Origin of the sequence: Brucella grignonensis (genome assembly GCF_002252505.1) — a bacterium.
In the GTDB taxonomy this organism is placed as follows: domain Bacteria; phylum Pseudomonadota; class Alphaproteobacteria; order Rhizobiales; family Rhizobiaceae; genus Brucella; species Brucella grignonensis.
On the sequence record NZ_NNRL01000147.1, the window covers coordinates 82771 to 109472 of the forward strand.

Consider the following 26702-nt stretch of genomic DNA (forward strand, 5'->3'; position numbering starts at 1 on the left):
GGACACTCTAGAAGCCGCCTCGCTTTATAAAACCGGTTTCTACTTACCTACTAGCATGCGCATTGGGTTTTTATTGGCTTAACCATTCAAAGCTGGCAAGTCAGTTATTTATAGACCCAAGAACATTAGTTGAGATATATAGCGAATTAGGTCGCCATTAGACTTTAGCGTAGGTGAATATAAACTCCACCTCAAGTACTAAGAGTGGTGAAATTTTTATCGGTTGTCAGGATTTCTAATGACTTTTGCATATGAGAATATACGTTTAGCCGAGCTTGTAGCCGTGACGGAGCAAAACAAAGTCATGTTCGATGATTTCGTCTCGTTCTTATCAACATTAGGGTACCAGTCTCTTCATAATTTCATTGATGAAAAAGACAGTAATCAAGCAATAGATACATTAGTTGCGTATTTCGAACGAAAACTCCCAACCGGGGTGCAACTCCTTGATGGGATCGCGCGACCTTACCAACAGGACAAAGCAAAATGGCTTCTAGTCTCATGGATTCTTAGAGATGCTCCAGAACAACGCCTTCGACCTATGTTGAAATATATTGAAGGACGCACGCTGAATCATCGCCGAGCTGTCTTGCTTAATCTAATAAGAGAACATGTAAGTCATTTCCTTAGCCAACCCGAACGTTGGAACTGGCCAACGATCGCTGAGGTGATGAGTGACCGTCTAGAGGGGAGCCGACGTGCAATAAAGGGAACTTTATTTGAGGCGATTGTGCGTAGAATATTGAGCGAGCTGTTTGAGCAATATCAATTGCCTCTTAAGGTTAGCGAAGTTGAAATTCGGCTAGAAGGGGAAACATACGACGTAGCCGTTGACGGGCCAAAGGAGCGTATCCTTATACCCGTCAAGACCCGTGAGACGATGGGTGGAGGCCATGCTCTGCTTTTTACTCGCGACATTCATAAGTCGATATCCGCAGCTAGAGCGGCAGAACTTGAGTGCATCCCTATAGTGATTGCAGAGTCTTGGGGTGGTAAGCTCGAATCACTAAATGCAAAACACGTCATTTATGTGGACCGCAACCCAAACCAAATTAAAGAAGTTGAACCTATGTTACGAGAACAAATTGCAGCGTGCATGCCAATTTTTGTGAAACTTGCCGCCTAACCGTGGAGTCTCTTATACGCCATTTCACAATATGAGGGATTAACCTCAATTCCGATAAATCGGCGATTGTGTTGTTGAGCGACAAGGCCAGTGGTTCCGGCCCCAAAAAACGGGTCTAGAACCACTCCTTTTGCAGGGCAACCCGCCAGAATACATGGTTCGACTAGCGCCTCCGGAAATACAGCGAAATGAGCATCACGATATTTTGACAAGGATATTTTCCATACAGTCCGCTTATTCCGCCCTTTCGGGTGAAACGCTTGATCCCATCGCCCAGTGTGAAGGTTTGGGTTACCACCATTCTTGCCAGCTTCAGGTGTACCACCCCGTTTACCAAAATGGCCTCGCCCACCCCTCATTTGGCTTTCATCAGAAAATGTTACGTGGGGTTCACGAATAGCATCAGCATCATAAAAATACGTGTCAGTTTTGGTAAGAAGAAAAAGGTACTCATGGTCAACCGTAGGCCTCGTTTTTACAGACGAAGGCATAGCGTTCGGCTTATGCCAGATAATATCAGATCTCAAAATCCATCCGTCCTCCACCAATGCGAGAGCTACTCTCCAAGGTAGTCCACACAAGGCGCCGTTTTGGTACTTATCCCCTAAATTTAGCCAAAACGTGCCCGATGGCTTTAAAACTCGTCGGGCTTCTCGACAAATGGCTACTAGACGATCAACATAGTCGTTAGGAGTCGACTCGTGCCCTAGTTGATCTTCATGGGAGTAGTCCCTCTGTCCATAATATGGAGGACTAGTTACAATTGCATCCACAAAATTATCCGGTATTCGATTAAGAGTTGCTTTCGCCTCACCCGCTATTATTTGATTTTGTTTGGCGGAAAACTCGAAAAGTTCTGTATTGGATGTTAATTTTAAATCAACATCCTTAAAAAGAGGCAGGGACACGAATCACTCCATCAAACTATTTCAACCAAAAAAGCCTAGCGCAGCCTAGCAGTCAATATATCCGTATTACGTCTTACATGTTATGGACAATCCTTAGGTTACGGTGCGGTCACCGCTACGCTGGTTCGATGCCGTTGAAATCTATTAACCTGATTACAGATCGGATAAAAAATCCTAATTTCCGTCCTTGAAAGAGAAACGCAACCTTTTGTATTGGGTTGAAATTTGGAATACTTGCTTCGATTATACTGACAGCGTAATTTCTTGCTTGCCAAGGTTGGGGTCGAGGGTTCGAATCCCTTCGCCCGCTCCAGTTTTCCGAGGCTTTCCAGAACAGTACAGAGAATTAACGCCTCCGAGCGTGTTTCTACCTTTGGAAATTTTATTCGCAATACGCAAAACCTCCGCTGCGTCCGAAGATTTCCGCCAACCTCATTTAGGCCTTTCCCATGATCCGTAGTGTCTGTTTGTTGATCGTCGGCATCGGCGCGCTCATTCAGGGGATTTTAAAACTGGGATATCCAGCTCAGGCAGTTGAAAAATCAGGCTGGCTCTATCAGCAGTTTGGCGATCAGGGTGTCGCCGTCGGAATGATAATTCTTGGTGTGGTTGCGTTCGCCATCGGCGTAACAATGTTCAACAACAGCTGGATCAAAGCTATTCGCGAACGCGCAAAGCGTTGAACTTTCAAATCATTGTTGAAGAATCAAAAGTAGCAGCGGGCTAAACATGCCCGCTGCTTTATTTCAGCATTCAGCAAACGACTGAAAGCGGATCAACGCTTAAGCGTCATCTGCAGGTTCATCAGCACCAGATTTGATATCTCAGCATGAATATCTTTACGCGCTCTGCCGGTCTCTTCACAGATCGGATCAACTTCTCCAACTGATTTGAGGAACGCAGACGCTCCTTCCTTACATTCGGGCAAGAAGCTGAAATGGTCCGAACCTTTAACTGTGACATAGGTGCTGTTTGGAACGAGTGTCGCCAAATGGTCCGCTTGAACCGCGGCTGGAATGTCTCCTTCACTGCCCAGATTGATAAAGCTCATTGGAATTTTGATTTCCCTGAGACTTTGAGCCACATAGGCTTGAGCCAGACCCGGATCGATCATCACAGCGGCCTTAATACGGTGATCGAGATTTGATTGTTCAAAACGGGCCTTATCGACACGACGCAGATCAAACTTTTCAACATTCACCGCTTCATCATCGGCATAGCCCCGACCGCCCGCATACCAAGCGCAATCCCATTTCGTGTAAGTATCGCAATAGCGCGCATAAGCTTCCAGATTGGCCCGAGCACCGGCGATTTCCATTGCAGTCGAGCCACCAAGCGAAAAGCCGACAACGCCGATACGATCTGCATCTATATGATCCTCCCAGTTTGAGTTGCCGGTCAGATAATCGATGACCGTCGAGAGATCCTGAGTGCGCTCCCAAAGCTTCGGTGTTTCAGAAGGCAAGGAGTCACCAGAGGTCGTGCCGGGGTGATTGGGGCCTGCAACGATAAAGCCAGCCTTGGCAAGCTCGACGGCGAGCCAGCCTGCCGCCTCAGCGCGCCCACCCGAGCCATGCGAAAGCATGATGAGAGGAAACCGTCCATTACCAAGTGACGCATCTTTTGACGCCGCACTGCCTTTGAATATCCTGTTATCACCAAACAGCGCGGCAGCCCCCGCTCCCGTCGCTGGATACCAGAGCGTTACTGCGAGATTTTTCCCCCGCACTTGTGACGGCACATCAACTGTGCGGACACCCACATCAGCAGCAAAAGCATTGGAAGCGGCAAGCGTTGTGCCAATAGCGATGGCTGAGAACAACAAATTAAAGCGGCTCATCATGTATCTCCATATTTCATACGATGAGCCATGCTTTCCAGAAAACGTATTATCTGGCGTTCTAAATCACGATTCAGGTCGTTCAGAATCGCGATATAGATCATTGATCGGCAACATATCGCCTATCAGATTGCGAGACCGCTTTTGATTTTCGTTCCTTTGCCCTTTGTCGTTGCGCTTTTGTTGCTCATCCTCCTGATAGCGATGTGGCACCGTCAGGAGAATGCTGCCACCAATCTCCCTTTCCAATTGCTAATCGCGTTGTGCGCAGTACAATCCATGGCTGTGGGTCTTCGCTGGGGGTATGGGCTGGCAGATGTCCGCTATTTGCTTCCCATTATCGCGAGCTGCTTGCCTCCACTCGTATATGTGAGTTTTCGGAGCCTGATACGTGGAGACAGCAAGGTTCGAACCCGTCACATCTGGTATGTTGCAGCTTTTCCGATTGTGACTACAGCCATCCTGCTGACTGTTCCCGTTCTCTTGGATGCTGGCCTTGTTGTTCTGTTTGTGGGATATGCACTCGCACTTCTCTATCTTGGCAGAACCGGCCCAGACGGGCTTGACGATGCGCGTTTCGACAGCGCGATTTCGGCGCATCGCGCGCTTATTATTGCAGCAATATCGCTTTGCCTATCCGCCTTTTTCGATCTGGCCGTTTTGATGGACTTTGAATGGACGAATGGTAAAAACGCAGCGCTGATCGTCAGCAACGCCAATCTGCTCGGGCTGCTTTTCGTGGGCCTCACAGCGATGGTTGCAAGCCGCGCAAAACCTTCTGAACCTGTTCCGCTTGAAGAAAGCGAAAACGAGGCCCGCAACGAGCAGGATCGGGATAGTCTCGCGCGTGTAGAACGTGTCCTCATTCAGAACCGGCTGTATCTGGACGAGAATTTGACTCTTATAAGGCTTGCGCGAAAAGTGGGCCTGCCAGCGCGCCAGATCTCGAGCTCCATAAACCGGATTACCGGTAAAAACGTATCGCAATACATCAATGATTATCGCATCACTGAAGCCTGTCGGCTGCTGCAAGAAACTACACTGCCCGTTACGACGATAATGTTTGAATCAGGGTTTCAGACCAAATCCAATTTCAATCGGGAATTCCGGCGCGTCACATCGTTAAGTCCAGCAATGTGGCGTGACCAGCAAGGGACAGGATGATAAAAAATACGAAAGATAAATAGCCGTTCTTTAGGAAGCCCAAAAAATCTGTCTCGCAAATTGCGAAGCAAAGCTTTGTCGGCTCTTTAACTGAAAATAGTTTTGCCGCCAGACAGATCGCTGCCCGGCGAGGAGATTCTACCCATCCGGTTTGGCCCTGCTGCCAACTGTATCTTGGCGCCCTGTTCCTATTTCGACCGCTTCAACGGTTCACTAAAGCATGTCTCCCAAAAGTGGGAACCGGATTTGGGAGACATGATCAAAAACAAAGACTTAAAGCGTGTCACGTGGATATGATAAAATGCGACACGCTTTAGTGGTTATGGCGCGGTGGTGTTTTGGCCAGTTGGCGGAATTTATCAGAATCGCGGATCGTAGCTCCATCGGCCAACTGCGTTACCGTCTGTCGATAGAGCATCTGCCAAGGCGTTGCATCTGCCGGTGTCTGAGGAATACCTTCTGCCTTGCGACGTGCGATTTCCGCCTCGTCCACGAGCATATCACAGCGGCCCTTGTTGAAATCGATGCGAATAGTATCACCGTTGCGCACCCAAGCCAGCCCCCCACCCGCTGCACTTTCCGGCGAAGCATTGAGGATCGATGGACTATCAGCGGTGCCAGATTGGCGACCATCACCGATGGTTGGCAAACTTGTGATTCCACGCTTGAGCAAATGATCCGGCGGCTGCATGTTGACGACTTCGGCAGAACCCGGCCAACCGAGCGGACCAGCACCCCGAATGACCAGAATGCAGCGTTCATCAATGTTGAGCGCGGGATCATTGATACGCTGATGATAGTCTTCCGAGCCATCGAAAACGATAGCCCGCCCATCAAAAATCCCCTCTCGTCCTGGCTCCGACAGATAGCGATCACGAAACTCAGGTGAAACCACGCTCATTTTCATAATGGCAAAATCGAACAGATTGCCCTTCATAACAAGGAAGCCAGCGCGCTCCTTAAGTGGCTTGTCATAGGGGAAAATGACGTCACGATCAGATGACTCCCGACCTTCGAGATTTTCCGCCATTGTCTTTCCGGTGACACTCGCGCAAGAGCCATCGATTTTGCCTGCGGACAGCAGTTCCCACATTATCGCTGGCACACCACCTGCGCGATGGAATTTCTCGCCAAGATATTTGCCAGCAGGCTGAATATTGGCAAGCAGTGGAATATCAAAGCCTTCGTCCTGCCAATCGTCAGGCTTCAGCTCCACACCTGCATGTTTTGCCATTGCCATAAGATGTGGCTGGGCATTGGTCGAACCACCAATGGCGGAGTTGACCTTGATGGCATTCACGAACGCCGCTCGCGTCAGAATGTTTGAAGGGCGAATGTCTTCTAGCACCAGCTCCACCGCACGACGACCGGTGCGATACGCCATCTGACCACGCTCACGATATGCAGCCGGAATGGCAGCGCAACCTGTGAGCGACATGCCTAAAGCTTCGGCCATTGCGTTCATTGTGGAAGCCGTGCCCATTGTATTGCAATGGCCGACCGAAGGCGCGGAACTGAGTGCCGCTTCGAGGAATTCTTCCTTGGTGATTTCACCGGCAGCATATTTGCGACGCGACTGCCATATTACCGTGCCGGAACCGACGAGCTTGCCTTCATGCCAGCCATCAAGCATCGGACCACCGGAAAACACGATAGCCGGAATATCCACGGTGGAAGCCGCCATCAATGCGGAAGGCGTAGTTTTGTCACAACCGGTTGTTAGGACAACACCATCAAGCGGATATCCATACAGGATCTCGACAAGCGCCATATAGGCCAGATTGCGGTCGAGCGCTGCGGTTGGTCGCTTGCAGTTTTCAAACAGCGGGTGGCTCGGAAACTCGATCACGATTCCGCCAGCATCGCGAATGCCGTCGCGGATGCGTTTGGCGAGATCGAGATGGTGACGATTACAGGGATTGAGATCACTACCAGACTGCGCAATGCCAATAATTGGCTTACCCGAACGCAGCTCTTCTGGCGTCGTGCCATAGTTCATGAAGCGCTCCAGATAGAGCGCTGTCAGGTCAAGATGGTCGGGATTGTCGAACCAGTCCTGCGAACGCAGACGGCGCGGCGTTTTTTGATCATCACTCATTTATCGTCTTCCCGCTGGCGATTATTGATCTTTTCAATATGCAGCAAAATGCCCGAATGATCTGTTTCCGCATGTCCGGCTTCTACAAAAGTGCGGAATTCGTCGCGAATTTCTTCAGTCAACGGTAGCGTGAGCGAAAGGCTCTCAGCCATTGCAGCTACGGCATCTAGATCTTTCAATTGCAGACCAGAAGGACCGCCCGGTTGGAAACTACGATCCACCATGCGTTTCCCATGCAATTCAAGAATGCGACTTTCCGCAAAGCCACCCCGAATGGCATCACGGAACTTGCCACGATCCGCACCACCAGCTTCCACCAGCATCATTGCTTCAGCAACTGCGCCAATCGTGATTGCTACAATCTGCTGGTTAGCCAGTTTGCAAATCTGCCCTGCACCTGAAGGACCGACATGCGTGACGCGGCCCAGCGCTGCAAAAACATCCGCCAGTTCTTCGATCAGGGCTGCATCGCCGCCAGCCATTAATGCCAGTGTTCCAGCCTCTGCGCCAACAGTGCCACCTGACACAGGACAATCGATGTGACGAACGCCGATTGAACTTAGCTTTTCGGCATGTTCTCTGGCGATTGGCGGCGCAATTGAAGAGGTGTCGATAACGACGGTGCCAGCTTTCAAAGCCTTCGCCACCCCGCCATCAAACAACACTGAACCCACCGCCTTGCCATCCGACAACATGGTGAAGACGATATCGGCGTTCGTGACGGCTTCAGCAGCACTTGATGCCACTTCCGCACCATCTTTGACTAATGCTTCAGCTTTGGATGAGTCACGATTCCACACGCTAACGCTGAAGCCGGCATTCAGAAGGCGGCGCACCATCGGTGCACCCATAAGGCCGGTGCCTAGAAATGCAATTTTACGCGTCACAGCGAACCTCCAAGCTCATCCTCAATATGGACGCGGATGATTTCGTCGAACGAGGTTTCGGCGGTAAAGCCTAGCTCACGCGCGCGTTTGGCTTCAAAACCAGGTGCCCAACCCGCACACATGCGCATGATCATCTCATCCGGTTCACGACGAATGAGAGCAACCGCCTTATCACCCGCTATACGGCGGAGCGCTGCAATCTGCTCTCCCACAGTCGCAGAGAGGCCGGGCATGGACAGATTGCGACGCGAACCCACACGCTGGAGATCCATAGTCGCACCGTGGATCAGGAAGCCAACTGCAGAACGTGGCGAAGTGTGCCAATGGCGAACATCATCCGAAACCGGCAGGACAGCTTCCTGACCGACCAGCGGTTCACGCAGGATATTTGAGAAAAAGCCTGATGCAGCCGCATTGGGCTTGCCGGGTCGAATGCAGATCGTAGGCAGTCGGATGCCGATGCCATCGAAGAACCCGCGGCGGGTATAATCGGACAGCAAAAGTTCGCAAATGGCTTTCTGCGTGCCATAGCTGGTCAGCGGTGTCAGGTGGAACTCGTCGGGAATTGGGAAAGGCAGTGGTGCGCCGACAACTGCAATCGACGAGGTGAACACAATGCGTGGGAAATACCCATCTTCATTGTGGGCGATACGAACCGCATCGAACAGGTAGCGCGTACCATCAAGGTTGATGCGGTATCCCTTGTCAAAATCAAGCTCTGCTTCGCCCGAAACGATAGCAGCCAGATGGAAGATAACGTCCGGGCGTCGTGCGATCAGCTTTTCAGCCGTACCCGGCGCAGAAAGGTCACCAGTTTCAAGCGTTACCTGCCCGGTAAAACCCGCAGGTGCCTGCGGTGTCACCACATCCACCAGTGTAAACGCTTCAATCGGCTTACCATCAAGCGAACCGTCTTTCGTAAGACGTTCTGAGAGTTTGCGGCCAACCATGCCAGCCGCGCCGATGATCAAAATGTGCATTTGTTTCTCCTCCACCATGTACCGTATTCGATTTCACCCTCGTAAAAACAACGATCGTGAAAAAGTATTTGTAAGGTTGTCTGATAACCTTATATCATGCGATTGAAAACCAAAATAATGCGGTTGCCACCTACTTCGCATCAGTAGGCAGGCAGCAGGAGGAAACATGTCCCAGGAACACGAGACGATGAGCGTCGACACCCAGACGCATGAACATGTACAGGCATTGGTCGACAGCCTTGGCACGGACCTTGTTCTCTCGGGTGAAGAGGTCGCACGCTATTGCAGTGACTGGCATGACGATGTGAAGAGCAATGCAGTTGCAGTGCTTCGCCCGCGTTCCACATCGGATGTATCTGCTTGCGTGAAGGCTGTACGCGCGCGCGGCCTGTCTATTGTTCCGCAAGGCGGCAACACCGGGCTTGTGCTGGGGGCAACGCCCGATTCGCCCGAATCTCAGGTTGTGATCAGCCTCGAACGCATGACTGCAATTCGCAGCATTGATGCCGATGATTTTTCCGCTGTGGTGGACGCGGGCTGCATCCTTTCCGAATTCAAGGACAAGGTGGAGGCGGCGGGAATGTTCTTTCCGCTGGCGCTTGGCGCACAGGGTTCTTGCCGCATCGGTGGCAACGTTTCGACCAACGCGGGTGGCATCAATGTTTTGCGATATGGCATGACACGTGAACTCGTGCTCGGCCTTGAAGTCGTTCTGCCTGACGGTTCCATTTTCAATGGTCTTTCCACCTTGCGTAAAGACAACCGCGGCATCGACCTCAAACAGCTTTTCATTGGCGCTGAGGGAACTTTGGGGATTGTTACAGCAGTCGCCGTAAAGCTTATGCCGCAACCGGAGCAGGTTGCGACTGCATTGCTTAGCCTGAATGCACTCGAAGACGCCATCGCGCTTTATCGCCGTGCGCGGCGCGACTGTTGCGACTTGATGTCGGCATTCGAATTCATGCCGCCACTTGCTTTCACGTTAGCGCGAGAAGCAATGCCGGATTTGGCCATGCCGATGGATGGCAATTATTCAGCCTATGTTCTGATGGAAATCTCCGGTTCCGGATTGATCGACATCGAAGACCTCATGGGGCGTTTCCTTGAAAAGGTTATGGAAGAAGGATTGGTGGCGGATGGCGTCATCGCGACATCTCGAGACCAATCCCGCAAATTGTGGCTATTCCGCGAAGGCATGAACGAAGGCCAGGCCAAGCGAGGGCCCCATTTGCGCACCGACGTCTCCGTGCCGCTGTCGCGCCTTGCAGACTTTGTGCGTGATGCAGAGGCTGCGGTCTATGATGGTCTGCCAGATTGCGTCTGTGTATCCTATGGTCATGTGGGCGACGGAAATGTTCATCTCAATGTATTGCCGCCGAATACACTCGACCGCGCGGAGATCGATGCTCGTATCTACAAGGCAAAAAACATCATCAACGATGTACTCGATAGCTATCGCGGTTCCATGAGCGCGGAGCATGGAATTGGTCGGCTCAAGCGACCGGATTTTGAGAAGCGCATGCCAGACGTACAACGCCAACTGCTGTCCGCAATCAAGACTGCAATAGACCCTACCCTTGCGATGAACCCGGGTTGCCAAATGAACTTGCCGCCTTGTCCAGAGACGAGCAATTAAAAGGACCTAACATGTCGATGGATTTTGGCCATATAAAGCGCAGCGAGCATCTCCCTGCGCGGATTGCCGCCCAGATCGGCAGTGATATCCATGAAGGACGGTTACAGCCAGGCGACAAGCTGCCGACGGAACACGTTCTGTCAAAATCCTTTGGTGTGAGCCGCTCAGTTGTTCGGGAAGCGATTGCGCAGTTACGCAATGAAGGCCTCGTTGATACCCGTCAGGGTGTCGGTGCCTTCGTAACGGAGCGACAGGCGCGATCGATCCGAATTAATGAGGATGAATTGTTCAGTCGCGATAGTTTCCGCGACCTGTTCCAGTTGCGCTTCCCTCTGGAGATTGAAGCGGCGGGTTTAGCTGCAGCCCATCATACGGCCGATGACTTAGCGCGGCTTGATGAAGCCCTCGAGCAAATGACCGGGGCCGCAAAATGGACAGAGCAAGGTATCGTTGCGGACCTTGCCTTTCACAAGGCAGTAGCCGATGCGACCGGCAACGAATATTTTTCCACATTCGTTGGGTTCATCATTGAGCGCATCAGCCATGCAATCAATGTGGCCCGCTCAAAAGCCATTCTGGAGGAGATAGTCAATATAACGATTGAGGAGCACGTCAATTTGCGCGACGCCATCGCCAGCCGCGACCCGCTGGTGGCACGTGATGCCATGCGCCAGCATCTCATGGGAGCAGCAGCCAGAATCGGACTGGCACTTGAATCCTATTGAGGATGGTTGCTGATCTTTGATTCAAAGAAGGCGGAAAGCCGCATTTTTCTGAACAACCTATTTCAGTTCTAGACAGCGATAAATTCTCGAACTAAAACGATATAAATGGTTGTCAGACATCCTGACAATAAGGCAAGCTGGCTTTGGAGGGTCACTGCCTGAACAGTGGGAGACGCCGCAACTGGCGAGAGGGATCAGATAAACCAATGGGTTAAACCATGGGGAACTGTCAACCTTCTAAAACCACTGAGCCGGACTGGAGCGATATAATTGTGGCTTTCCATTTTGATGGAGGCTGCCGGGAGGAGGATAGCTTGACTTCAAAGCATTCGTTGAGTGCACATCAAATTCTGCCTGATGACGCCAGTAAAGCCGTTCTGGTAGGACGCGTCTGGTCCAAAGTTGCAGACGGCCCCTGCCCCGTTCTGGTGCGCGATGGACGCGTACTCGACCTGACAGCTATTGCCGCAACCGTATCAGGCCTGTTTGAGATCGATGGCGTTGCAGCGAAGCTTGCCAACACCACAAACCTGCCAGATCTCGGCTCCTTGGACGATTTTTTGAATGGCACGACAGGCCATCTTCTGGCTCCGATCGATTTGCAGGCAGTCAAGGCCGCCGGCGTGACTTTTGCTGACAGTATGCTAGAGCGCGTTATTGAAGAGCAGGCGAAGGGTGATCCTTCACGCGCTCGTTCCATCCGCGAAAAGCTTGCTCCTGTCCTTGGCGACAGCCTGCGTGGTGTTACAGCTGGCTCAGAAAAAGCGGCCAGCATTAAAACGCTTCTTCAGGACATGAATCTCTGGTCGCAATATCTCGAAGTCGGCATTGGACCGGACGCCGAGATTTTCACCAAAGCACAGCCGATGTCCTCGGTTGGGTGTGGCGACAAAGTGGGCATTCACCCGATTTCCGAATGGAATAATCCGGAGCCGGAAGTGGTTCTGGCAGTGCGTTCCGACGGCGAAATTCTTGGTGCTGCACTCGGTAACGATGTCAATTTGCGTGACGTGGAAGGCCGATCGGCACTGCTGCTTGGAAAAGCCAAGGACAACAATGCTTCTTGTTCTGTTGGCCCGTTCATCCGCCTGTTCCATGATGCATTCACGCTCGACGTTCTTTCCAAGGTTCGCGTTTCGCTACTGGTCAGGGGTGAGGACGGCTTTGAAATGACCGGCGAAAGCCCGATGGAAGCCATCAGCCGCTCACCTGCCAATCTGGTATCGCAGCTTCGTAATCGTAATCATCAATATCCCGATGGCGCTGTCCTGTTCCTGGGAACCATGTTCGCCCCCGTCAAGGACCGTCGCGGTGTCGGTCAGGGGTTCACGCACGAAATCGGCGACCGCGTGGAGATTGCAACGCCATTGCTAGGTCGCCTTGTCAATTGGGTTGATCGCACTGATGCGTGTCCAGAATGGACTTTCGGCACAAGGGCACTCTTCCGGAATCTCGCCGCGCGCGGCCTTCTCGAAAAGGTATGATCCTATGATTCAGAAGCTGATCGACCTGTTCTTCCGCTTTCTGGCACTGCTCATGATTTTGGCCCTGGCAAGCATGGCACTGATGGTATTTGTCAATGTCGTTCTTCGCTATGGCATGAATTCAGGCATTGCCATTTCCGATGAGATGTCACGATACTTTTTTGTCTGGCTGACCTTTATTGGCGCTGTCGTTGCGCACCGTGAAAACCTGCATATGGGTGTGGAAACGGTCGTTTCCCGCTTCGGACGCAAGGGCCGAATTGTCCTCATGGGCGTTTCCAATCTGATTATTATGGGCGTTTCCGCAATCCTCTTTCTGGGAACCTGGCAACAGCTACCGATAAACGCCTCCATGGTCGCGCCCGTGAGCGGCCTTTCCATGGGCTGGGTCTACGGCATCGGGCTGTTCACTGGTGCAGGTATTTTCCTGATCTCACTTGAAAGATTATTTCGCATTCTGACTGGCCGCGTCACCGAAGACGAGATTTCAGCCTTCGCTGGAGAACATACAAGCATTGAACAACTTTCGGAGCGTGCCTGATGACTCTTCTCGTATTCATTGGATCGCTCGTCAGCGCTATGGCCGTCGGAGTTCCAGTCGCTTTTGCGCTGATGCTCTGTGGTGTCGCGCTTATGTGGCACATGGACATGTTCAATGCGCAAATCATTGCGCAGAACATGATTGCAGGCGCAGATACATTCACACTGTTGGCCATCCCGTTCTTCATTCTGGCTGGTGAGTTGATGAACTCCGGTGGCCTGTCCCGCCGTATTATCGACTTCGCGATTGCCTGTGTTGGTCATATTCGCGGTGGACTGGGGATCGTTGCTATTTTTGCCGCGATCATCATGGCATCGATTTCCGGCTCCGCTGCCGCAGACACCGCAGCTCTGGCTGCTATCCTCATCCCGATGATGGCCAAAGCGGGCTATAATGTTCCGCGCTCTGCGGGTCTTATCGCCGCAGGCGGTATTATTGCGCCGGTCATTCCCCCTTCGATGGCGTTTATTGTCTTCGGTGTAGCTGCCAACGTCTCCATCACCAAGCTATTCATGGCTGGCATATTTCCCGGTTTTCTGATGGGCACGTCCCTCATCATCACCTGGCTGTTTGTTGTCCGTAAGGACAAGGTCGAAACTCTTCCACGGGTTTCAGGCAAAGAACGCTTGAAGGCCAGCGGTCGTGCTGCCTGGGCGCTCGGTATGCCCGTCATCATTCTGGGCGGTATCAAGGCTGGCATAGTGACTCCAACGGAAGCTGCTGTGGTTGCCGCCATGTATGCGCTTTTCGTAGGCATGTTCATTTACCGCGAATTGAAGATCACCGATCTTGGTCACGTGTTCCTTCGTGCTGCGAAAACGACTTCTGTCGTCATGTTCCTCGTCTGCGCCGCTCTTGTCTCTGCATGGCTCATTACAGCAGCGAACATTCCCGCAGAGATCAGCAGCTACATCGAGCCATTAATCGACCGTCCGACCTTGTTGCTCTTTGCGATCATGATTCTGGTTCTGATCGTTGGCACGGCACTTGATCTGACCCCGACAATCCTGATCTTAACACCAGTCCTTATGCCGATTATCCAGAAGGCGGGCATTGATCCTGTCTATTTCGGCGTTCTCTTCATCATGAACACATCTATCGGTCTTCTCACGCCACCTGTCGGCGTCGTGCTGAACGTGGTTTCGGGTGTTGGCCGCGTTCCACTTGGTCGTGTCATAAAGGGTGTGTTCCCGTTCCTACTTGCCGAGATTTTCGTACTGTTCCTTCTGGTTCTGTTCCCTGATCTCGTTCTTGTTCCCGCCAGCTGGCTCTACTGAGCCACTGGTATTCTTTCATTTTCTCTAAACTCTGGGAGGATACTCATGAGAAAATTCCTAATCGCAGCAACTGCACTCGTTTCCGCTGCGGCCACTTTTGCCGTCGGACCTGCACAGGCTGAATTTAAAAGCCGCAATATCCGCGTCTCCAATGGCATCAATGCCGATCATCCGGTTGGCAATGGCATCAAGGCAATGCAGGCATGCCTCGATGAAAAGTCGAATGGCAATATGAAGCTTACAGCATTCTGGGGCGGCGCTTTGGGTGGCGATCTTCAGGCAACTCAGGCTCTGCGCTCTGGCGTTCAGGAAGCAGTTGTTACTTCCTCTTCACCTCTGGTTGGCATTGTTCCGGCACTTGGCGTCTTCGATCTTCCATTCCTGTTTGCCAATTCCGAAGAAGCCTACACTGTCATGGATGGCGAGTTTGGCGATCTGCTGAACGAAAAGCTGGATGCAGCTGGCCTTGTTAATCTGGCTTATTGGGAAAATGGCTTCCGCAACCTGTCTAACTCCAAGCACCCCATCAACAAATGGGAAGATCTTGAAGGTATGAAGGTTCGCGTGATGCAGAACAATATCTTCCTCGATACGTTCAAGAATTTTGGTGCCAACGCCACTCCAATGGCATTTGGCGAAGTTTTCTCGGCACTGGAAACCAAAGCTATCGACGCACAGGAAAACCCTTACGTGACGATCGACACTTCAAAATTCTATGAAGTGCAAGCCTATGTTTCAGAAACAAAACACGCCTACACACCTTTCCTTTTCTTGTTCTCCAAGCCGATCTTCAACACCTATTCTCCCGAAGAACAGGCTGCTCTGAAGGAATGCGCTGGCGTCGGTCGTGACGTAGAACGCAAGGTAATCACGGAACTGAACAAGAAGTCGCTTGAAAAAATCGAAGCGGCAGGAGTGAAGTTCAATACGATTACGCCAGAAGAACATGCACGCATTCTGGAAAAGTCGCAGGTAATTTACGAGAAGCATAAAGCCGACATCGGCGCTGATATCGTGGAACGCGCTCAGAGTATCCTTGCCGATCTGCGCAAGTAATTCTCGGCGCTAACGCAAAAAGAAAGCCCGTGGTGATAATTCACCACGGGCTTTCTTGTAAGATCATTTTATGGACGAAGCAGTTGCCCATTCGTTTATGCTCTCTGTTTCACCCGCTGTTCACGGAAGAAAATAAACAGGCCCGATCCGACGATTAGCGCTGCGCCGATCACCATGCTCGTTTTCGGAATATCCCCGAAGAACATCCAGCCAAAAAGCACAGCCCATAACAAAAGCGTATATTGCAGTGGTGCCACGGTTGCTGCGTCGGAGATTTTCAGTGCGCGGTTGACGAGCATATGAGCGGCCATCGCTACGATACCCAAAAGCAGCATGAGTGCGATATCGGCCGATGTGCCCAGCGGCCGCCAATCAAGCGGCGCAAAGATGATGCCAGCGATCAGGGCGCCCATCAATTGAAAGAAAACAAGTGTCTTGTCCGGCGTAGCGCGCAAACTGCGGCCCGAAATCATCATGAACGCGAAAGCAATGGTGCCAAGGATCGAGATAATGGCAGGAGCCGTAAACATCGCGCTGGACGGATTGAGCGCAATAATCACGCCCACAAAGCCAATAGCGATAGCTGTCCAGCGACGCCAGCCTACCTTTTCACCAAGCAGAAAAGGCGATGCCGCCGCCACATAGATCGGTGCGGCCAGCCAGTAGGTCATGACATCAGCCAACGGCAGATACATGACAGCAAAGTAGAATGCAAAAACCTCAAAGGTCGAAAAGAAGACACGCGCTGCCTGCAGAAGCGGCTTCTCCGCCCTTATAATAGGTTGCAGACCAGCCCGCCAAAGAAAAGGAGCCAGAATGACAAGTGCTGCAACACTGCGGATCAGAATGACCTGACCAACACTGTAACTGGCGACAAGCCATTTACCCATTGCGTCGTTTAATGAAAACATCAGCATGCCGATAAGCATGAGTGCCGGTCCGGCGATTGCCGGAACTGCACTGCCGCCGCGCTGCTGTTGTGTGGTGGCAGACATGGAGCCTCCGTTCAGAACTGTTCGTTATTGCTCGACATCAAATTGAGGTCGCATCCGAAATACGACGGCTCACCGTGAATGCCTTATCCAGCTCCGGGTTTAGCTCCATGCCAAGGCCAGGGCCGGGAGGAACCGTAATCATACCGTTCTTCACCTCTGGGAGAGCTGTGACCAGATCACGATACCAGGTCCGGTAAAAGGCGCGGACACTCTCCTGCACCAGCGCGTTCGGCGCGTTCAGTGATAGATGGGTCGAAGCACACAAAACCACCGGACCAGTACAATCATGCGGAGCAACGGGCAGATGCCATGCTTCCGCCATCGACGCAATTTTTCGTGCCTCGGACAGCCCCCCACACCACGAGATATCCAGCATGACGATCCCTGCAACACCGGTCTCAAGATAATCGCGAAAGCCCCATCGGGAAGCCAGCGTTTCAGATGCGGAAATGGGCGCGGGAGAGACTTCTGCATAGCGCTTGAGGCTGGAAAGACTATCCATCTTGATGGGATCTTCATGCCAGAAAGTCCCATAAGGCGTCAGTGCTTTCGCGATCTGCATGGCTGGCAAAAGCTGCCACATGGAGTGAAACTCCACCATAACGTCAATGCGATCACCAACAGCTTTACGGATCTTCTCAAAAGGCTCGAGTGCGGCTTTCATATCTGTTGAAGAGATATATTGCCCCCGCGTTTTTTCCGCAGCTGCATCGAATGGCCAGATTTTCATGGCCGTTATGCCATCCTCAAGCAGCGAATGGGCCAATTCATCAGCCCTGTGCAAAAAGCCGTTGAGATCATCGTAATCGCGACCGCTGGAAAGACCATAATTGCCTGTGGTCTGGCCGGTCGCTTTCTTGATATATTCGGTGCCTGCGCAAGTATTGTAGGTTCGGATTTCCCGTCGCGAGAAACCACCAAGAAGCTGTGCTATCGGTTGATTGGTTGCCTTGCCAAAAATATCCCACAACGCAATATCGAAAGCTGAGTTTCCGCGCACTTCTGCGCCTGACGAGCGAAAACCAACATAACCAACGAGATCCGATGCCAGCAGATCGATTTCCAAAGGATCTCGGCCTATAACCCTTGGTGCAACATATTCGTGAATATAGGTTTCGACTGTTTCTGCGCCGAAAAATGTTTCACCAAGCCCCGTAATACCTTCGTCCGTATGGACAAGAACCCAGAGCAGGTTAGCGCGTTCAGCCACGCGCACGGTTTCCAGCGCAGTAATCTTCATAAATTCCTCCTAAAAGCCCCAAGATTACTCCTCATAAGTCCTTGGGATTGCTCGCAACTTGACGGATGAAAGTATCAAATTCGTTAGCATCGCGCGCGCAAAACTTTAAACCCTCAACCAAATTTTTCATGGACCAGTTTTGAGTTCAAAACTGCGCGCTGGCTGTCTCACCGAGATGCCCTTTGAAGAACGGTATCAATCGTTCGAGTGCCAGCCCGACCGGCTCAGACTTGTCATAAAGGTCGTAATGCGACCAGTTGGACTTCCCTTCAAAAGAGGTGGGCTTCTTTTAGACAAGACTGACGGGAGACTTAGAATTGAAGCAGCGAGAATTTACAGAAGATTTCAAGCGGGAAGCCGTTCGTATTTTAACGACGAGCGGGCGCAGCATTTCATCGGTTGCGGAGGACCTTGGTTTTGGCAAATCAACGCTTGACCGTTGGCGGCGTAATTTTGCTGAGAAAGATTTGCTTTCTGGGCCGCATGAGGACATGAGCCAAAAGCTGGCCCGGCTTCGTAAAGAAAACAAACTTCTGCGACAGGAACGTGATCTACTAAAAAAGCAGCTCACCGTTTGTGTACCTGATCACTGTCATAGCCGCGATCAGCGAGCGGTGCAGCCAGAATACCGCCGAATTGAACCGGCGCGCGACCGAAGTTGATGAAACGGAGAACCACGTCTACGTTATAGCCTCACAAAATGAACCCTGATGGCTTGACGCAGCATACTGAGATAAAAACGGATTTTCACCGCGGTTGCCATCACCTACCATCTCCATCCGCAAGAAAGTCGATCATGGCGCGGATGCGCTTGGCGCGCTGGCTGTTTTGCGGAAAATACAGATAAAGCGCCGGATAGCGCCGCCAGAACGGTTCCAATACTGGAATAAAGGTCTCACGGTCGGGCAGGTGCTGATAAACCGGCTCGAACAGACGACCGATGCCCAGCCCCTGACGCACCGCATCTGCAATCACCTCGATATCATTGGTGGTGACGGTGGTTGGCATATCGACGGCAAGTTCCTCACCGCCATTATTCAGGATCAGCGGTAACATGCGGTTGGCGGTAATGAAGCGATAACCGATGAGACGATGCCGCGACAGATCCTCCGGCCCCGTAGGCGTCCCATAGCGACCGATATAGCTTTCAGACACATAAAGTCCTTCGCGGAAAGGCGCGCTTAGACGGCGGGCGACCATGCCCTCTTCGACACGGTCGCCAAATCGGATGCCCATGTCATAGCCCTGTTCCAGAATATCGACGGTGCCATCATAGACCGAGATTTCCAATCGGATCTCAGGATAGGCATGGCAGAACCGGGCCAGACGCGGTTTCAACAGGCACTTATAGGCATGCCGCGCGACGGTGACCCGCACGACGCCGCTGGGCGTTTGGCCCAGATCCTGCACGCTTTCAACGGCATAGCGCAGCGATTGCAGAGCATCCGCGCTGCGGGATTGCAACATTTGCCCGGCCTCGGTGATCTCCAGCCGCCTTGTGCTGCGGTTGAACAGCGGCACGCCCATACTGTTCTCCAGCGCCTTCAGCGACTTGCTGACGGCGGGCACGCCAAGGCCCAACCGGCGCGCGGCGCCCGAAATACTGCCCTCGGTCGCAATGGCGTGAAAGACCTGCAGCTGGCCGTAAAGCGTGTTGTCCATCAATGTCACCCTTTCCATTCAGGAAAGAATAATTTCGCCAGTCTGCAGCTAATCGTCAAGGATCAACGCTGCTATTTTTTCCTCAACGCAATCATAGATAGCAAGGACATTGCAATGACAAAGCTTCTCATCATCTCAGGCCATCCAGATCTGGACCGCTCGCTGGCCAACCGCACCATCCTGTCGGATCTTCAGGATCTGCCGGTACTTCAGGTCGAACAGCGCCGGTTGGATCGGTTGTATCCCGACTTTCGCATCGACGTGGCAGCTGAGCAGGCAGCGCTGGCGCAGGCCGACATCATCGTCTGGCAGTTCCCGCTGCATTGGTATGGCCTGCCGGCGTTAATGAAGAAATGGGTCGATGACGTGCTGGTCTTCGGCTTTGCCCATGGCACGGGCGGCGACAAGCTGCGTGGTAAAGCGCTGATCCAGTCCTTCACCACCGGCGCACCGGCCGAGTCCTATGCCCACGGCAAGCCGATGAACTTCACCATCGAGGAATTCCTGCCGCCACAGCGCCAGACCGCTGCGCTATGCGGGATGGAATACCTGTCCCCGATCCATTCCAGCGGCATGACCTTCATCCCCGGCGTCAGCAGCGATGCGGACCGCGTGAATGTCGAAGCCCGCGCCCATAACCACGCCGACCGACTGATCGCAGCGCTGCGCGATCTTCCGCTGCGCCAAGCCGCCTGAAGGAATAAAGCCATGAGAAAACCCGCCTATTTCATCCTGGAAATCGACATTCACGACCCCGAGGCAATGAAGCCCTATCTGGAAAAGGCCGGTGCAACGCTGGCGCCCTTTGCCTCGACGCCGCTGGTGCATGGGGGCACGCTTGACGCGTTGGAAGGCTCCGCTCCACAAGGTAAGGTGGTGATGCTGCGTTTCGACAGTCTGCAGCAGGCGCGGGACTGGTATGGCTCGCCCGCCTATCGCGAGTTGTTGCCCCACCGGCTGAACGCCGCCAGCAACCGTGCCTATCTGGTCGAAGGGCTTGAGGCCTAATCGCCATCAAAACAACAAAGGAAGCATGTGATGAGTAATATCGAAAACAAGGTCGTCGTGATTACCGGTGCATCCAGCGGTCTGGGCGAGGCCGCGGCCCGCCATCTGGCTGCCAATGGCGCCAAGCTGGTGTTGGCTGCACGCCGGGCCGGACGACTGGAAAAGCTGGTCGCCGATATCGAGGCTAGGGGCGGAGAGGCATTGGCCGTCACCACTGATGTCGCCAAGCGCGACGATCTGGAAAACCTCATCCGTCAGGCGACAGGCAAATTCGGCCATGTCGATGTGCTGATCAACAATGCGGGCGTGATGCCCTTGGCCCCGATGGCGATGCGCAAGGTTGATGAATGGGACCAGATGATCGACGTGAACATCAAGGGTGTGCTTTACGGCATCGCCGCCGTCCTACCGGGCATGCAAGCACGCAAATCCGGGCATATCATCAACCTGTCCTCGGTAGCGGGGCTGAAGGTCTCGGGCGGGTTGGGCACAGTCTATAGTGCCACGAAATTCGCCGTGAAGGCGATCAGCGAGGGGTTGCGGACCGAGGTCGCGGGCGACAATATCCGCGTCACCACGCTGTATCCCGGCGCCATCGACAGCGAGCTGAAACATGGCAGCTCGGACGCAACCTCTGGTGCGGCCATGCAGGCCTTTTACGCCGCGAATGAAATCCCCGCCGACAGCATCGCCCGCGCCATCGCCTATGCGATCGAACAGCCCGCCGACGTCGCCATCAATGAAATCACCATCCGCCCGACCCGTCAGGACTTCTGATCGGCCCCGGCACGCAATTCACCACAGAAAGGAAAGGCCATGCGTTTCGTCTGCATTTGCCGCCCCGTCGAAGGGGCCGGTATGGAACAGTTCCAACCCCATCTTGAGGCCGAGGTCCGCTATGGCTGGGACAATTACAAGAATGGCATCTTCCGCGAAATCTATTTCCGTCAGGATGTGCTGGGCGTTGTCGTGATGGTCGAGGCCAACAGCCTTGAAGCCGCCCGCGCCGCCGTCGAGGGGTTCCCACTGGCCAAGGCCGGTCTGGTCACTTTCGAGACCATTCCGGTCGGCCCCTTCACCAATTGGGAAATGCTGTTCGCCTAAGGCGAACTTGAAAGGATCATCGACATGACCAATGCAAGTGATGTGAAACCAGTGCTGTTCGTCGTCAGCAGCAACAACGTCAAGGGGGCGACCGGCATCCCCACCGGCTATAATCTGGCCGAGGTTACCCATCCGCTGGAAAAGCTGCAACAGGCGGGCATCAAGGTAGAGTTCGCCTCACCCAAGGGCGGCGACGCGCCGCTTGACGGGTTGGAGGATATGAACGACCCGGTGATCGCGCATTACTGGGCCGATCCCGAATTCCGCCGGGCCATCAGCCACACCATGCCGATCGATCAGGTCGACCCCGCGCGCTATTCGGCGATCTTCTTTGCCGGCGGGCATGGCACGATGTGGGACTTTCCCGATAATGCCGCGATCCAACGGGCGATCCGCGAGATCGACACCGCTGGCGGGATCGTCTCGGCCGTGTGTCATGGCCCCGCCGCGCTGGTGAATGCGCAGGGCGCCGATGGCATCCTGCTGGTCGCGGGCAAGCAGCTCGCCTCCTTCACTAATGGTGAAGAGGAGGAGGTTCAGTCAACCCATGTCGTGCCCTTCCTGTTGGCCGACCGGCTGGAACTGGCGGGCGCGCATCATGTGGACAGCCCGAACTGGTCCGATAACGTCATCCGCGATGGTCGCCTGATCACCGGGCAGAACCCGCAATCGGCGGCCCATCTGGGCGAAGTGCTGCGCGACGCACTGTTGGCCTGATATCCGCGACGCGGCACCCTCGCCGCGCGCGCCCTTTTATTGGAGGCCGTGATGAAACTGATCTGTGTCGAAGAACATCTTCTCGATCCCGCCATCGGTCAGGCGGGCGCGTCTTTTGCCATGGCTGAGGCGCCCTATCTGCCCGATTGGGGTCTTCGTGTGACCGATGGTCAGGTCGCGGACACGCCCCGCCCGCATGTACTGGCCAGCGCGGAATCCACCCGCAAAGGGCTGGCCCCGATCAACGATCGGCTGTCCGACATGGACCGGGCGGGCATCGACACACAGGTGTTGTCCTATGGCGGCTTCCCGCAGCTTTTGCCTGCTGGCCAGGCGGTTGATTTGTGCCGCGCCGCCAATGACCGGTTGGCCGCAATCATCGTGAACCACCCTAGCCGCTTTTCCGGCTTCGCCACCCTGCCATGGCAGGCGCCAGAGGCCGCCGTGCAGGAAATGGAACGCGCCGCCGCTAACGGACTGAAAGGCTGCTTGATCAATGGTCGCCCCGGCTCCGATTTCCTTGACGCGCCGCAATACGCTCCGGTGCTGGACGCGCTGAACCGGCTGAAACTGCCGCTTTATATTCACCCCGGCTTGCCGCTGCACGTGGTTCAGGAACCCTATTACGGCGGGTTTGATCGCGAACTGTCGGCGCGGCTGTCGATGTTCGCCTGGGGCTGGCACAACGAAGCCGGCATCCTGACCCTACGCCTGCTACTGTCGGGTGCCTTTGACCGTTTCACCGATCTGCGCATCATCAGCGGCCATTGGGGCGAGATGGTGCCGTTCTTCCTGCAACGGCTGGAAGATTCGATCCCAACAGAGGCTTCCGGCCTGTCGCGCCCCATCATCCAGACCTATCGCGACCATGTCTATGTCAGCCCCTCGGGGATGCTGACTGAACCGCATTTCCGCTTTATCCACGAGGTGATGGGGGCAGACCGCATCCTCTATTCGGTCGACTATCCTTATCAAAGCCTGAATGGCGCCCGTGCATTTCTTGAACAGCTGGATATCAGCGCGACTGACAAGGCCCTGATCGCATATGGCAATGCCGAACGGCTGCTGGGATTGAAAGGCGCCACCCCATGAGCGTCTACAAGCCAACCGAGCAGACCGCCACGCCGCCCTTTATCCGCATCGCCGAACTGGAGGTCGATCCTGCGAGATGCACCGATTTCGCAGCCGCTGCCGCCCGCATCGCCGCAGCCGCCCTGCGGACCGAGCCCGGATGTCTGGCGCTACTGTCCGCCGCAGATGCGGACGCGCCGAACCGCTTTACGATCTTCGAGATCTACCGCGATGAGGCCGCCTATCAGGCCCATCTAGCGACACCGCATTTCCGGGCATTTCGAGCTTCGACCGACACAATCGTCCTGTCGCGGCGGCTGCGAACGGCCTCAGCTGCTGCTCTGATGTTGCGTCCGGATTGGCAGGTCAAACTCGGATCACCATAACGCGAAATGACGTTGGAATGGTTCGTCAACATATCAGATCTGAGGCAGGACCTTTCACCGACCAGTCACACTCGCCCGAATGTCAGCATGATGCTGACCAGCCATTACAACACCGTGCGCAGGCAGAGATCGCAGTTTTAAGCCCGTTTTCTCCTTGTAGTTCGACGGCAATTGCAGGCAATTGAGTAGAACGATTAACTTGATTTCGATGCGGAACCACGTGCTTCTGTTCGAAACGCGGAATTTGGCATCGGTTTTGTTTCATATATTCAGTGGCGGAGTCGCAGATGACCGATTTTTCTAGAAGAAGCATATTGTCGGGCGGGATTGCCCTCGTTGCTTTTGCCGGCGGCGTCCCGCGACTTGTTAGGGCACAAGGCACGGGCGGGGGATTCACGGCAGCTTCCAGTGCTCTGGATGGGCCTGATGCTGGGCCAAAAACGCCGGGCATACAACGCATCGTTGCCGTCTGCGAAGTGACCGGCGGCGGCGAAAAAGTCTATGGTATCGCCATCGAATATGACATCGAGATCGACCCGACTGATCTCGGGCTGGATAGTTTCGCGACAAGCGTTGTTCCGGCAGCGGCGGGTTATTTCCCCGGCATGCCATCGGGCCCCGACAAAAATGCAACGACCGAGCCGCCCGCGCCCCGCGCGCCGATGGCGATTTATACCAACAATGAGCCCGCGCTGCGTTCCGACAAGTCCAGCGCACTCGGGTCCTTCGTGATCGTCGAATTCGCACATGATACCGACCTCAGCATCCCCACAGCCGACAGCAATATGGTCGCCATCATCCAGCTTCGGGATGTGCGCACCACGACTGGCACAACCTACGTCGCAGATCCGAAAAGCTGGAGCAATATCGGACAACGCGGCGGCAACAACGTGGCGATCCGCGGTGTTGATGACTGGGAGCAAAATCACTGGTGGCGGGATGACGATCGTGCGGCATGGCTGGAATACAGCATCTATCTGCCGAAATCCTTCCTCGCGCCGGGGGGCGAAGAGAAATCCTATCCGCTGCTGTTGGCTGTTACCCATTCCGGTACCAGCTATGACGGCACCTGCGCCGAGACCCTGACCGAGACCGTCATCGCCAGTATCTGGGGCATGCCCGAGGAGCAGGCGCGTCACGAATGCGTCATCATCACCCCGCGCTATGAACGCACGACGATGAACGACTATTGGGAGCATACGGCGGATGTGGAGAACACTTACCGGCTGGTGCAATCGCTCATGTCCAACACTTGGAACTATGGCAATCCGAACCTACCGGACCGGGCGGGTAAAGTGCTGAAGATCGACCCGGCGCGGGTCTATTGCACGGGCTGGTCGATGGGCGCGATGACAACGCTTTGGCTCTTGGCCAAGCATCCCGACACCTTCGCCGGCGGGCTGGTTATTGCCGGGCAGCAACGCCCCCAGGACATGGTAACTCTGGCCGACCAGAACGTGTTGATCATCACCGGGTCCGACGACAATAAGGCAACGCCCTGGAATGAGAAATGCGTGCCCGTCTGGCGGGAAGCGGGAGCGAAGGTGACGCGACCGGATACTCTTCTGAACCCTGCACTGATCTTCCCTGCCGATGATCAGAAAGAGTTGACCGCTCAGATCAACGGCTATCTGGATGAGGGCGGGAATATCACCTTCCTGACATTCAAAGGCGTTGACCACATGGGGTCGGCTCGTAAATTCTTCTACATCACCGCAGCCCGCGATTGGCTGTTCCGGCAGGTGAAAGCATGAGGGCGGTGGCACGCCGTGCTTTTCTGGCGACCTTCCTGATCACTATGTCACCCTCCTGCATGGCACAGGCACAAAACCCGATCAATTCGGATCCTCAGCTTGCTGCGGCAAAGGCAGCCATGGATGCGGGCAACGGCCCGCAGGCTCTGGAGCTGTTCACCGCCGCTGCAGCCGAGGGCAAGCCCGAGGCTATGGCCCAGATCGCACAGATATATCTTGAGGGCGAGAAGGGCGTGGCGCGGAACTATGCTGCCGCGATGGAATGGGCACAAAAAGCCGCCGATGCCGGTGTCGGCCGTGGCAACCTGCTTCTCGGCCATATCTGGATGAAGGGTTTTGGCGTGACCGCCGATCCGGACAAGGCGCTTGAGTACTTCAAGACAGCCAATGCCGAGGGGGACATGAAGGCAGGCCGCTATATTGGCCTGATCGCCCAAGAAAAAGGAGATACACAGACGGCCGCGCAATGGTTCCGTCATTCAGCGGAACTGGGCGATATCACCAGCCAATATTATCTGGGCCAGGCCTATGAAACAGGCACCGGCGCGCCGCAGGACTATGTGGCGGCGATGGCCTGGTATCAGAAATCCGCCGCGCGCGGGGACGCCATCGCCTCTGACGGAATGGTCGGCGAGGCAAGCTTGTACGAGCGTGGTCTGGGTGTGCCGCAGGATACGATCAGGGCATTGGCACTTTACCGACAGGCGGCTGATCTGGGGAATGAGGCGGCCAAAGCGGCGCTGATCCGGCTGGAGGAGTAATGATCCCGTCGGCCGTTCTCCGTTCGGCGCATCACGATCACATCAAGAAGGAATAGAATCATCCGAGGCGGGCACCGCGCGGCAATTCATTCATCGAGGCAGCGAGTGGCTTCGGGGTGCAATTGCCCCGCGCATCGGCAACATTACGGCTAAGGTGGATGCTCTGACGGCGCAGCACAGCCGACCCTCGGGTATCGTTCCTCGCGTGGGCCTTCCAGCACAACCCTGATCTTCTCTTCGGCCGAAAAATGCCATCGCGGCGCATAGCGAGTGCCTTTGATT

Annotated in this window: 26 protein-coding genes and 2 pseudogenes; 19 read left to right on the forward strand and 9 right to left on the reverse strand. The window is 54.2% G+C overall.

The features are described from left to right. Positions 1 to 238: 238 nt before the first annotated feature. Positions 239 to 1126: a hypothetical protein gene (locus CEV33_RS02715; protein WP_094538925.1), complete on the forward strand. Its 888-nt coding sequence runs from the start codon at positions 239 to 241 to the stop codon at positions 1124 to 1126. On the opposite strand, the gene CEV33_RS02720 is transcribed toward CEV33_RS02715, so the two are convergent. Beyond that, the gene (locus CEV33_RS02720; RefSeq protein ID WP_208620147.1) at positions 1123 to 2034 is read right to left on the reverse strand and encodes a DNA-methyltransferase; all 912 of its coding nucleotides are present in this window, start codon (positions 2032 to 2034) and stop codon (positions 1123 to 1125) included. The two genes, CEV33_RS02715 and CEV33_RS02720, sit on opposite strands and share 4 nt — an antisense overlap. A gap of 449 nt (positions 2035 to 2483) precedes the next feature. On the opposite strand from CEV33_RS02720, the gene CEV33_RS02725 reads away from it, so the two are divergent. Continuing rightward, entirely contained in the window at positions 2484 to 2717 is a 234-nt protein-coding gene (locus CEV33_RS02725; RefSeq protein ID WP_094538926.1) for a hypothetical protein, read from the forward strand. Between the two features lie 92 nt (positions 2718 to 2809). Here CEV33_RS02725 and CEV33_RS02730 read toward each other — a convergent pair whose 3' ends face one another. Next, positions 2810 to 3874, reverse strand: a complete 1065-nt coding sequence (locus CEV33_RS02730) for an alpha/beta hydrolase family protein (protein WP_094538927.1) — start codon at positions 3872 to 3874, stop codon at positions 2810 to 2812. Positions 3875 to 4153: 279 nt separating this feature from the next. On the opposite strand from CEV33_RS02730, the gene CEV33_RS02735 reads away from it, so the two are divergent. Next, positions 4154 to 5038: a helix-turn-helix domain-containing protein gene (locus tag CEV33_RS02735; RefSeq protein ID WP_328588546.1), complete on the forward strand. Its 885-nt coding sequence runs from the start codon at positions 4154 to 4156 to the stop codon at positions 5036 to 5038. A 313-nt stretch (positions 5039 to 5351) separates the two neighbouring features. On the opposite strand, the gene CEV33_RS02745 is transcribed toward CEV33_RS02735, so the two are convergent. From CEV33_RS02745 to denD, 3 genes are read right to left on the reverse strand one after another with little or no spacing between them, the layout of a single operon-like run. After that, a complete protein-coding gene (locus CEV33_RS02745; RefSeq protein ID WP_094538930.1) occupies positions 5352 to 7136 on the reverse strand; it encodes an IlvD/Edd family dehydratase in 1785 nt (594 codons plus the stop codon). Further along, positions 7133 to 8023 (reverse strand): NAD(P)-dependent oxidoreductase, encoded by an 891-nt coding sequence (locus CEV33_RS02750; protein WP_268875791.1) that lies wholly within the window; start codon positions 8021 to 8023, stop codon positions 7133 to 7135. The genes CEV33_RS02745 and CEV33_RS02750 overlap by 4 nt, the downstream gene beginning before the upstream one ends. Then, complete coding sequence (gene denD / locus CEV33_RS02755) at positions 8020 to 9003, reverse strand: D-erythronate dehydrogenase (RefSeq protein ID WP_094538931.1); 984 nt, start codon at positions 9001 to 9003, stop codon at positions 8020 to 8022. Before denD ends, CEV33_RS02750 begins: the two co-directional genes overlap by 4 nt. A gap of 187 nt (positions 9004 to 9190) precedes the next feature. Here denD and CEV33_RS02760 point away from each other — a divergent pair, with 187 nt between their 5' ends. From CEV33_RS02760 to CEV33_RS02785, 6 genes are all read left to right on the forward strand, one after another. Then, a complete protein-coding gene (locus CEV33_RS02760; RefSeq protein ID WP_094538997.1) occupies positions 9191 to 10639 on the forward strand; it encodes an FAD-binding oxidoreductase in 1449 nt (482 codons plus the stop codon). A gap of 11 nt (positions 10640 to 10650) precedes the next feature. Beyond that, on the forward strand, positions 10651 to 11364 hold the full coding sequence (locus CEV33_RS02765) for a FadR/GntR family transcriptional regulator (RefSeq protein WP_094538932.1): 714 nt from the start codon (positions 10651 to 10653) through the stop codon (positions 11362 to 11364). A 314-nt stretch (positions 11365 to 11678) separates the two neighbouring features. After that, positions 11679 to 12848 carry a fumarylacetoacetate hydrolase family protein gene (locus CEV33_RS02770; protein WP_094538933.1) on the forward strand — a complete coding sequence of 390 codons (1170 nt, stop codon included), beginning with the start codon at positions 11679 to 11681 and terminating at the stop codon, positions 12846 to 12848. Positions 12849 to 12855: 7 nt separating this feature from the next. Continuing rightward, complete coding sequence (locus CEV33_RS02775) at positions 12856 to 13389, forward strand: TRAP transporter small permease (RefSeq protein WP_094538998.1); 534 nt, start codon at positions 12856 to 12858, stop codon at positions 13387 to 13389. Next, positions 13389 to 14666, forward strand: a complete 1278-nt coding sequence (locus CEV33_RS02780) for a TRAP transporter large permease (protein WP_094538934.1) — start codon at positions 13389 to 13391, stop codon at positions 14664 to 14666. Before CEV33_RS02775 ends, CEV33_RS02780 begins: the two co-directional genes overlap by 1 nt. Positions 14667 to 14711: 45 nt before the next feature. After that, positions 14712 to 15722 carry a TRAP transporter substrate-binding protein gene (locus CEV33_RS02785; RefSeq protein ID WP_094538935.1) on the forward strand — a complete coding sequence of 337 codons (1011 nt, stop codon included), beginning with the start codon at positions 14712 to 14714 and terminating at the stop codon, positions 15720 to 15722. A 95-nt stretch (positions 15723 to 15817) separates the two neighbouring features. On the opposite strand, the gene CEV33_RS02790 is transcribed toward CEV33_RS02785, so the two are convergent. From CEV33_RS02790 to CEV33_RS24775, 3 genes and pseudogenes are all read right to left on the reverse strand, one after another. Then, complete coding sequence (locus CEV33_RS02790; RefSeq protein WP_208620148.1) at positions 15818 to 16717, reverse strand: DMT family transporter; 900 nt, start codon at positions 16715 to 16717, stop codon at positions 15818 to 15820. Between the two features lie 37 nt (positions 16718 to 16754). Continuing rightward, positions 16755 to 17957, reverse strand: coding sequence for a mandelate racemase/muconate lactonizing enzyme family protein (locus CEV33_RS02795; RefSeq protein WP_094538936.1), 1203 nt, complete (start codon positions 17955 to 17957; stop codon positions 16755 to 16757). A 145-nt stretch (positions 17958 to 18102) separates the two neighbouring features. After that, positions 18103 to 18216, reverse strand: a pseudogene (locus tag CEV33_RS24775) (alpha/beta hydrolase); the annotation flags it as partial. Between the two features lie 40 nt (positions 18217 to 18256). Here CEV33_RS24775 and CEV33_RS02805 point away from each other — a divergent pair. Then, positions 18257 to 18529, forward strand: a pseudogene (locus CEV33_RS02805) (transposase); the annotation flags it as partial. 190 nt (positions 18530 to 18719) lie between these two features. Here the strand turns inward: CEV33_RS02805 and CEV33_RS02810 are convergent. Further along, positions 18720 to 19619: a LysR family transcriptional regulator gene (locus CEV33_RS02810; protein WP_094538937.1), complete on the reverse strand. Its 900-nt coding sequence runs from the start codon at positions 19617 to 19619 to the stop codon at positions 18720 to 18722. A 114-nt stretch (positions 19620 to 19733) separates the two neighbouring features. Here CEV33_RS02810 and CEV33_RS02815 point away from each other — a divergent pair, with 114 nt between their 5' ends. The 9 genes from CEV33_RS02815 to CEV33_RS02855 all read left to right on the forward strand — a co-directional run bounded on the left by CEV33_RS02815 (position 19734) and on the right by CEV33_RS02855 (position 26420). Then, positions 19734 to 20315 carry an NAD(P)H-dependent oxidoreductase gene (locus CEV33_RS02815; protein ID WP_094538938.1) on the forward strand — a complete coding sequence of 194 codons (582 nt, stop codon included), beginning with the start codon at positions 19734 to 19736 and terminating at the stop codon, positions 20313 to 20315. 12 nt (positions 20316 to 20327) lie between these two features. Next, positions 20328 to 20627, forward strand: coding sequence for a DUF1330 domain-containing protein (locus CEV33_RS02820; protein WP_094538939.1), 300 nt, complete (start codon positions 20328 to 20330; stop codon positions 20625 to 20627). Positions 20628 to 20654: 27 nt separating this feature from the next. Then, complete coding sequence (locus CEV33_RS02825; RefSeq protein WP_208620149.1) at positions 20655 to 21404, forward strand: SDR family oxidoreductase; 750 nt, start codon at positions 20655 to 20657, stop codon at positions 21402 to 21404. Positions 21405 to 21443: 39 nt separating this feature from the next. Continuing rightward, on the forward strand, positions 21444 to 21731 hold the full coding sequence (locus CEV33_RS02830; RefSeq protein WP_094538941.1) for a YciI family protein: 288 nt from the start codon (positions 21444 to 21446) through the stop codon (positions 21729 to 21731). Between the two features lie 24 nt (positions 21732 to 21755). Further along, entirely contained in the window at positions 21756 to 22448 is a 693-nt protein-coding gene (locus CEV33_RS02835) for a type 1 glutamine amidotransferase domain-containing protein (protein ID WP_094538942.1), read from the forward strand. 51 nt (positions 22449 to 22499) lie between these two features. Beyond that, complete coding sequence (locus tag CEV33_RS02840) at positions 22500 to 23540, forward strand: amidohydrolase family protein (protein WP_094538943.1); 1041 nt, start codon at positions 22500 to 22502, stop codon at positions 23538 to 23540. Further along, the gene (locus CEV33_RS02845; RefSeq protein WP_094538944.1) at positions 23537 to 23905 is read left to right on the forward strand and encodes a putative quinol monooxygenase; all 369 of its coding nucleotides are present in this window, start codon (positions 23537 to 23539) and stop codon (positions 23903 to 23905) included. The genes CEV33_RS02840 and CEV33_RS02845 overlap by 4 nt, the downstream gene beginning before the upstream one ends. Positions 23906 to 24192: 287 nt before the next feature. After that, positions 24193 to 25659 (forward strand): alpha/beta hydrolase-fold protein, encoded by a 1467-nt coding sequence (locus CEV33_RS02850; RefSeq protein ID WP_094538945.1) that lies wholly within the window; start codon positions 24193 to 24195, stop codon positions 25657 to 25659. Continuing rightward, on the forward strand, positions 25656 to 26420 hold the full coding sequence (locus CEV33_RS02855; RefSeq protein ID WP_094538946.1) for a tetratricopeptide repeat protein: 765 nt from the start codon (positions 25656 to 25658) through the stop codon (positions 26418 to 26420). The genes CEV33_RS02850 and CEV33_RS02855 overlap by 4 nt, the downstream gene beginning before the upstream one ends. The last annotated feature ends 282 nt before the right edge of the window (positions 26421 to 26702 follow it).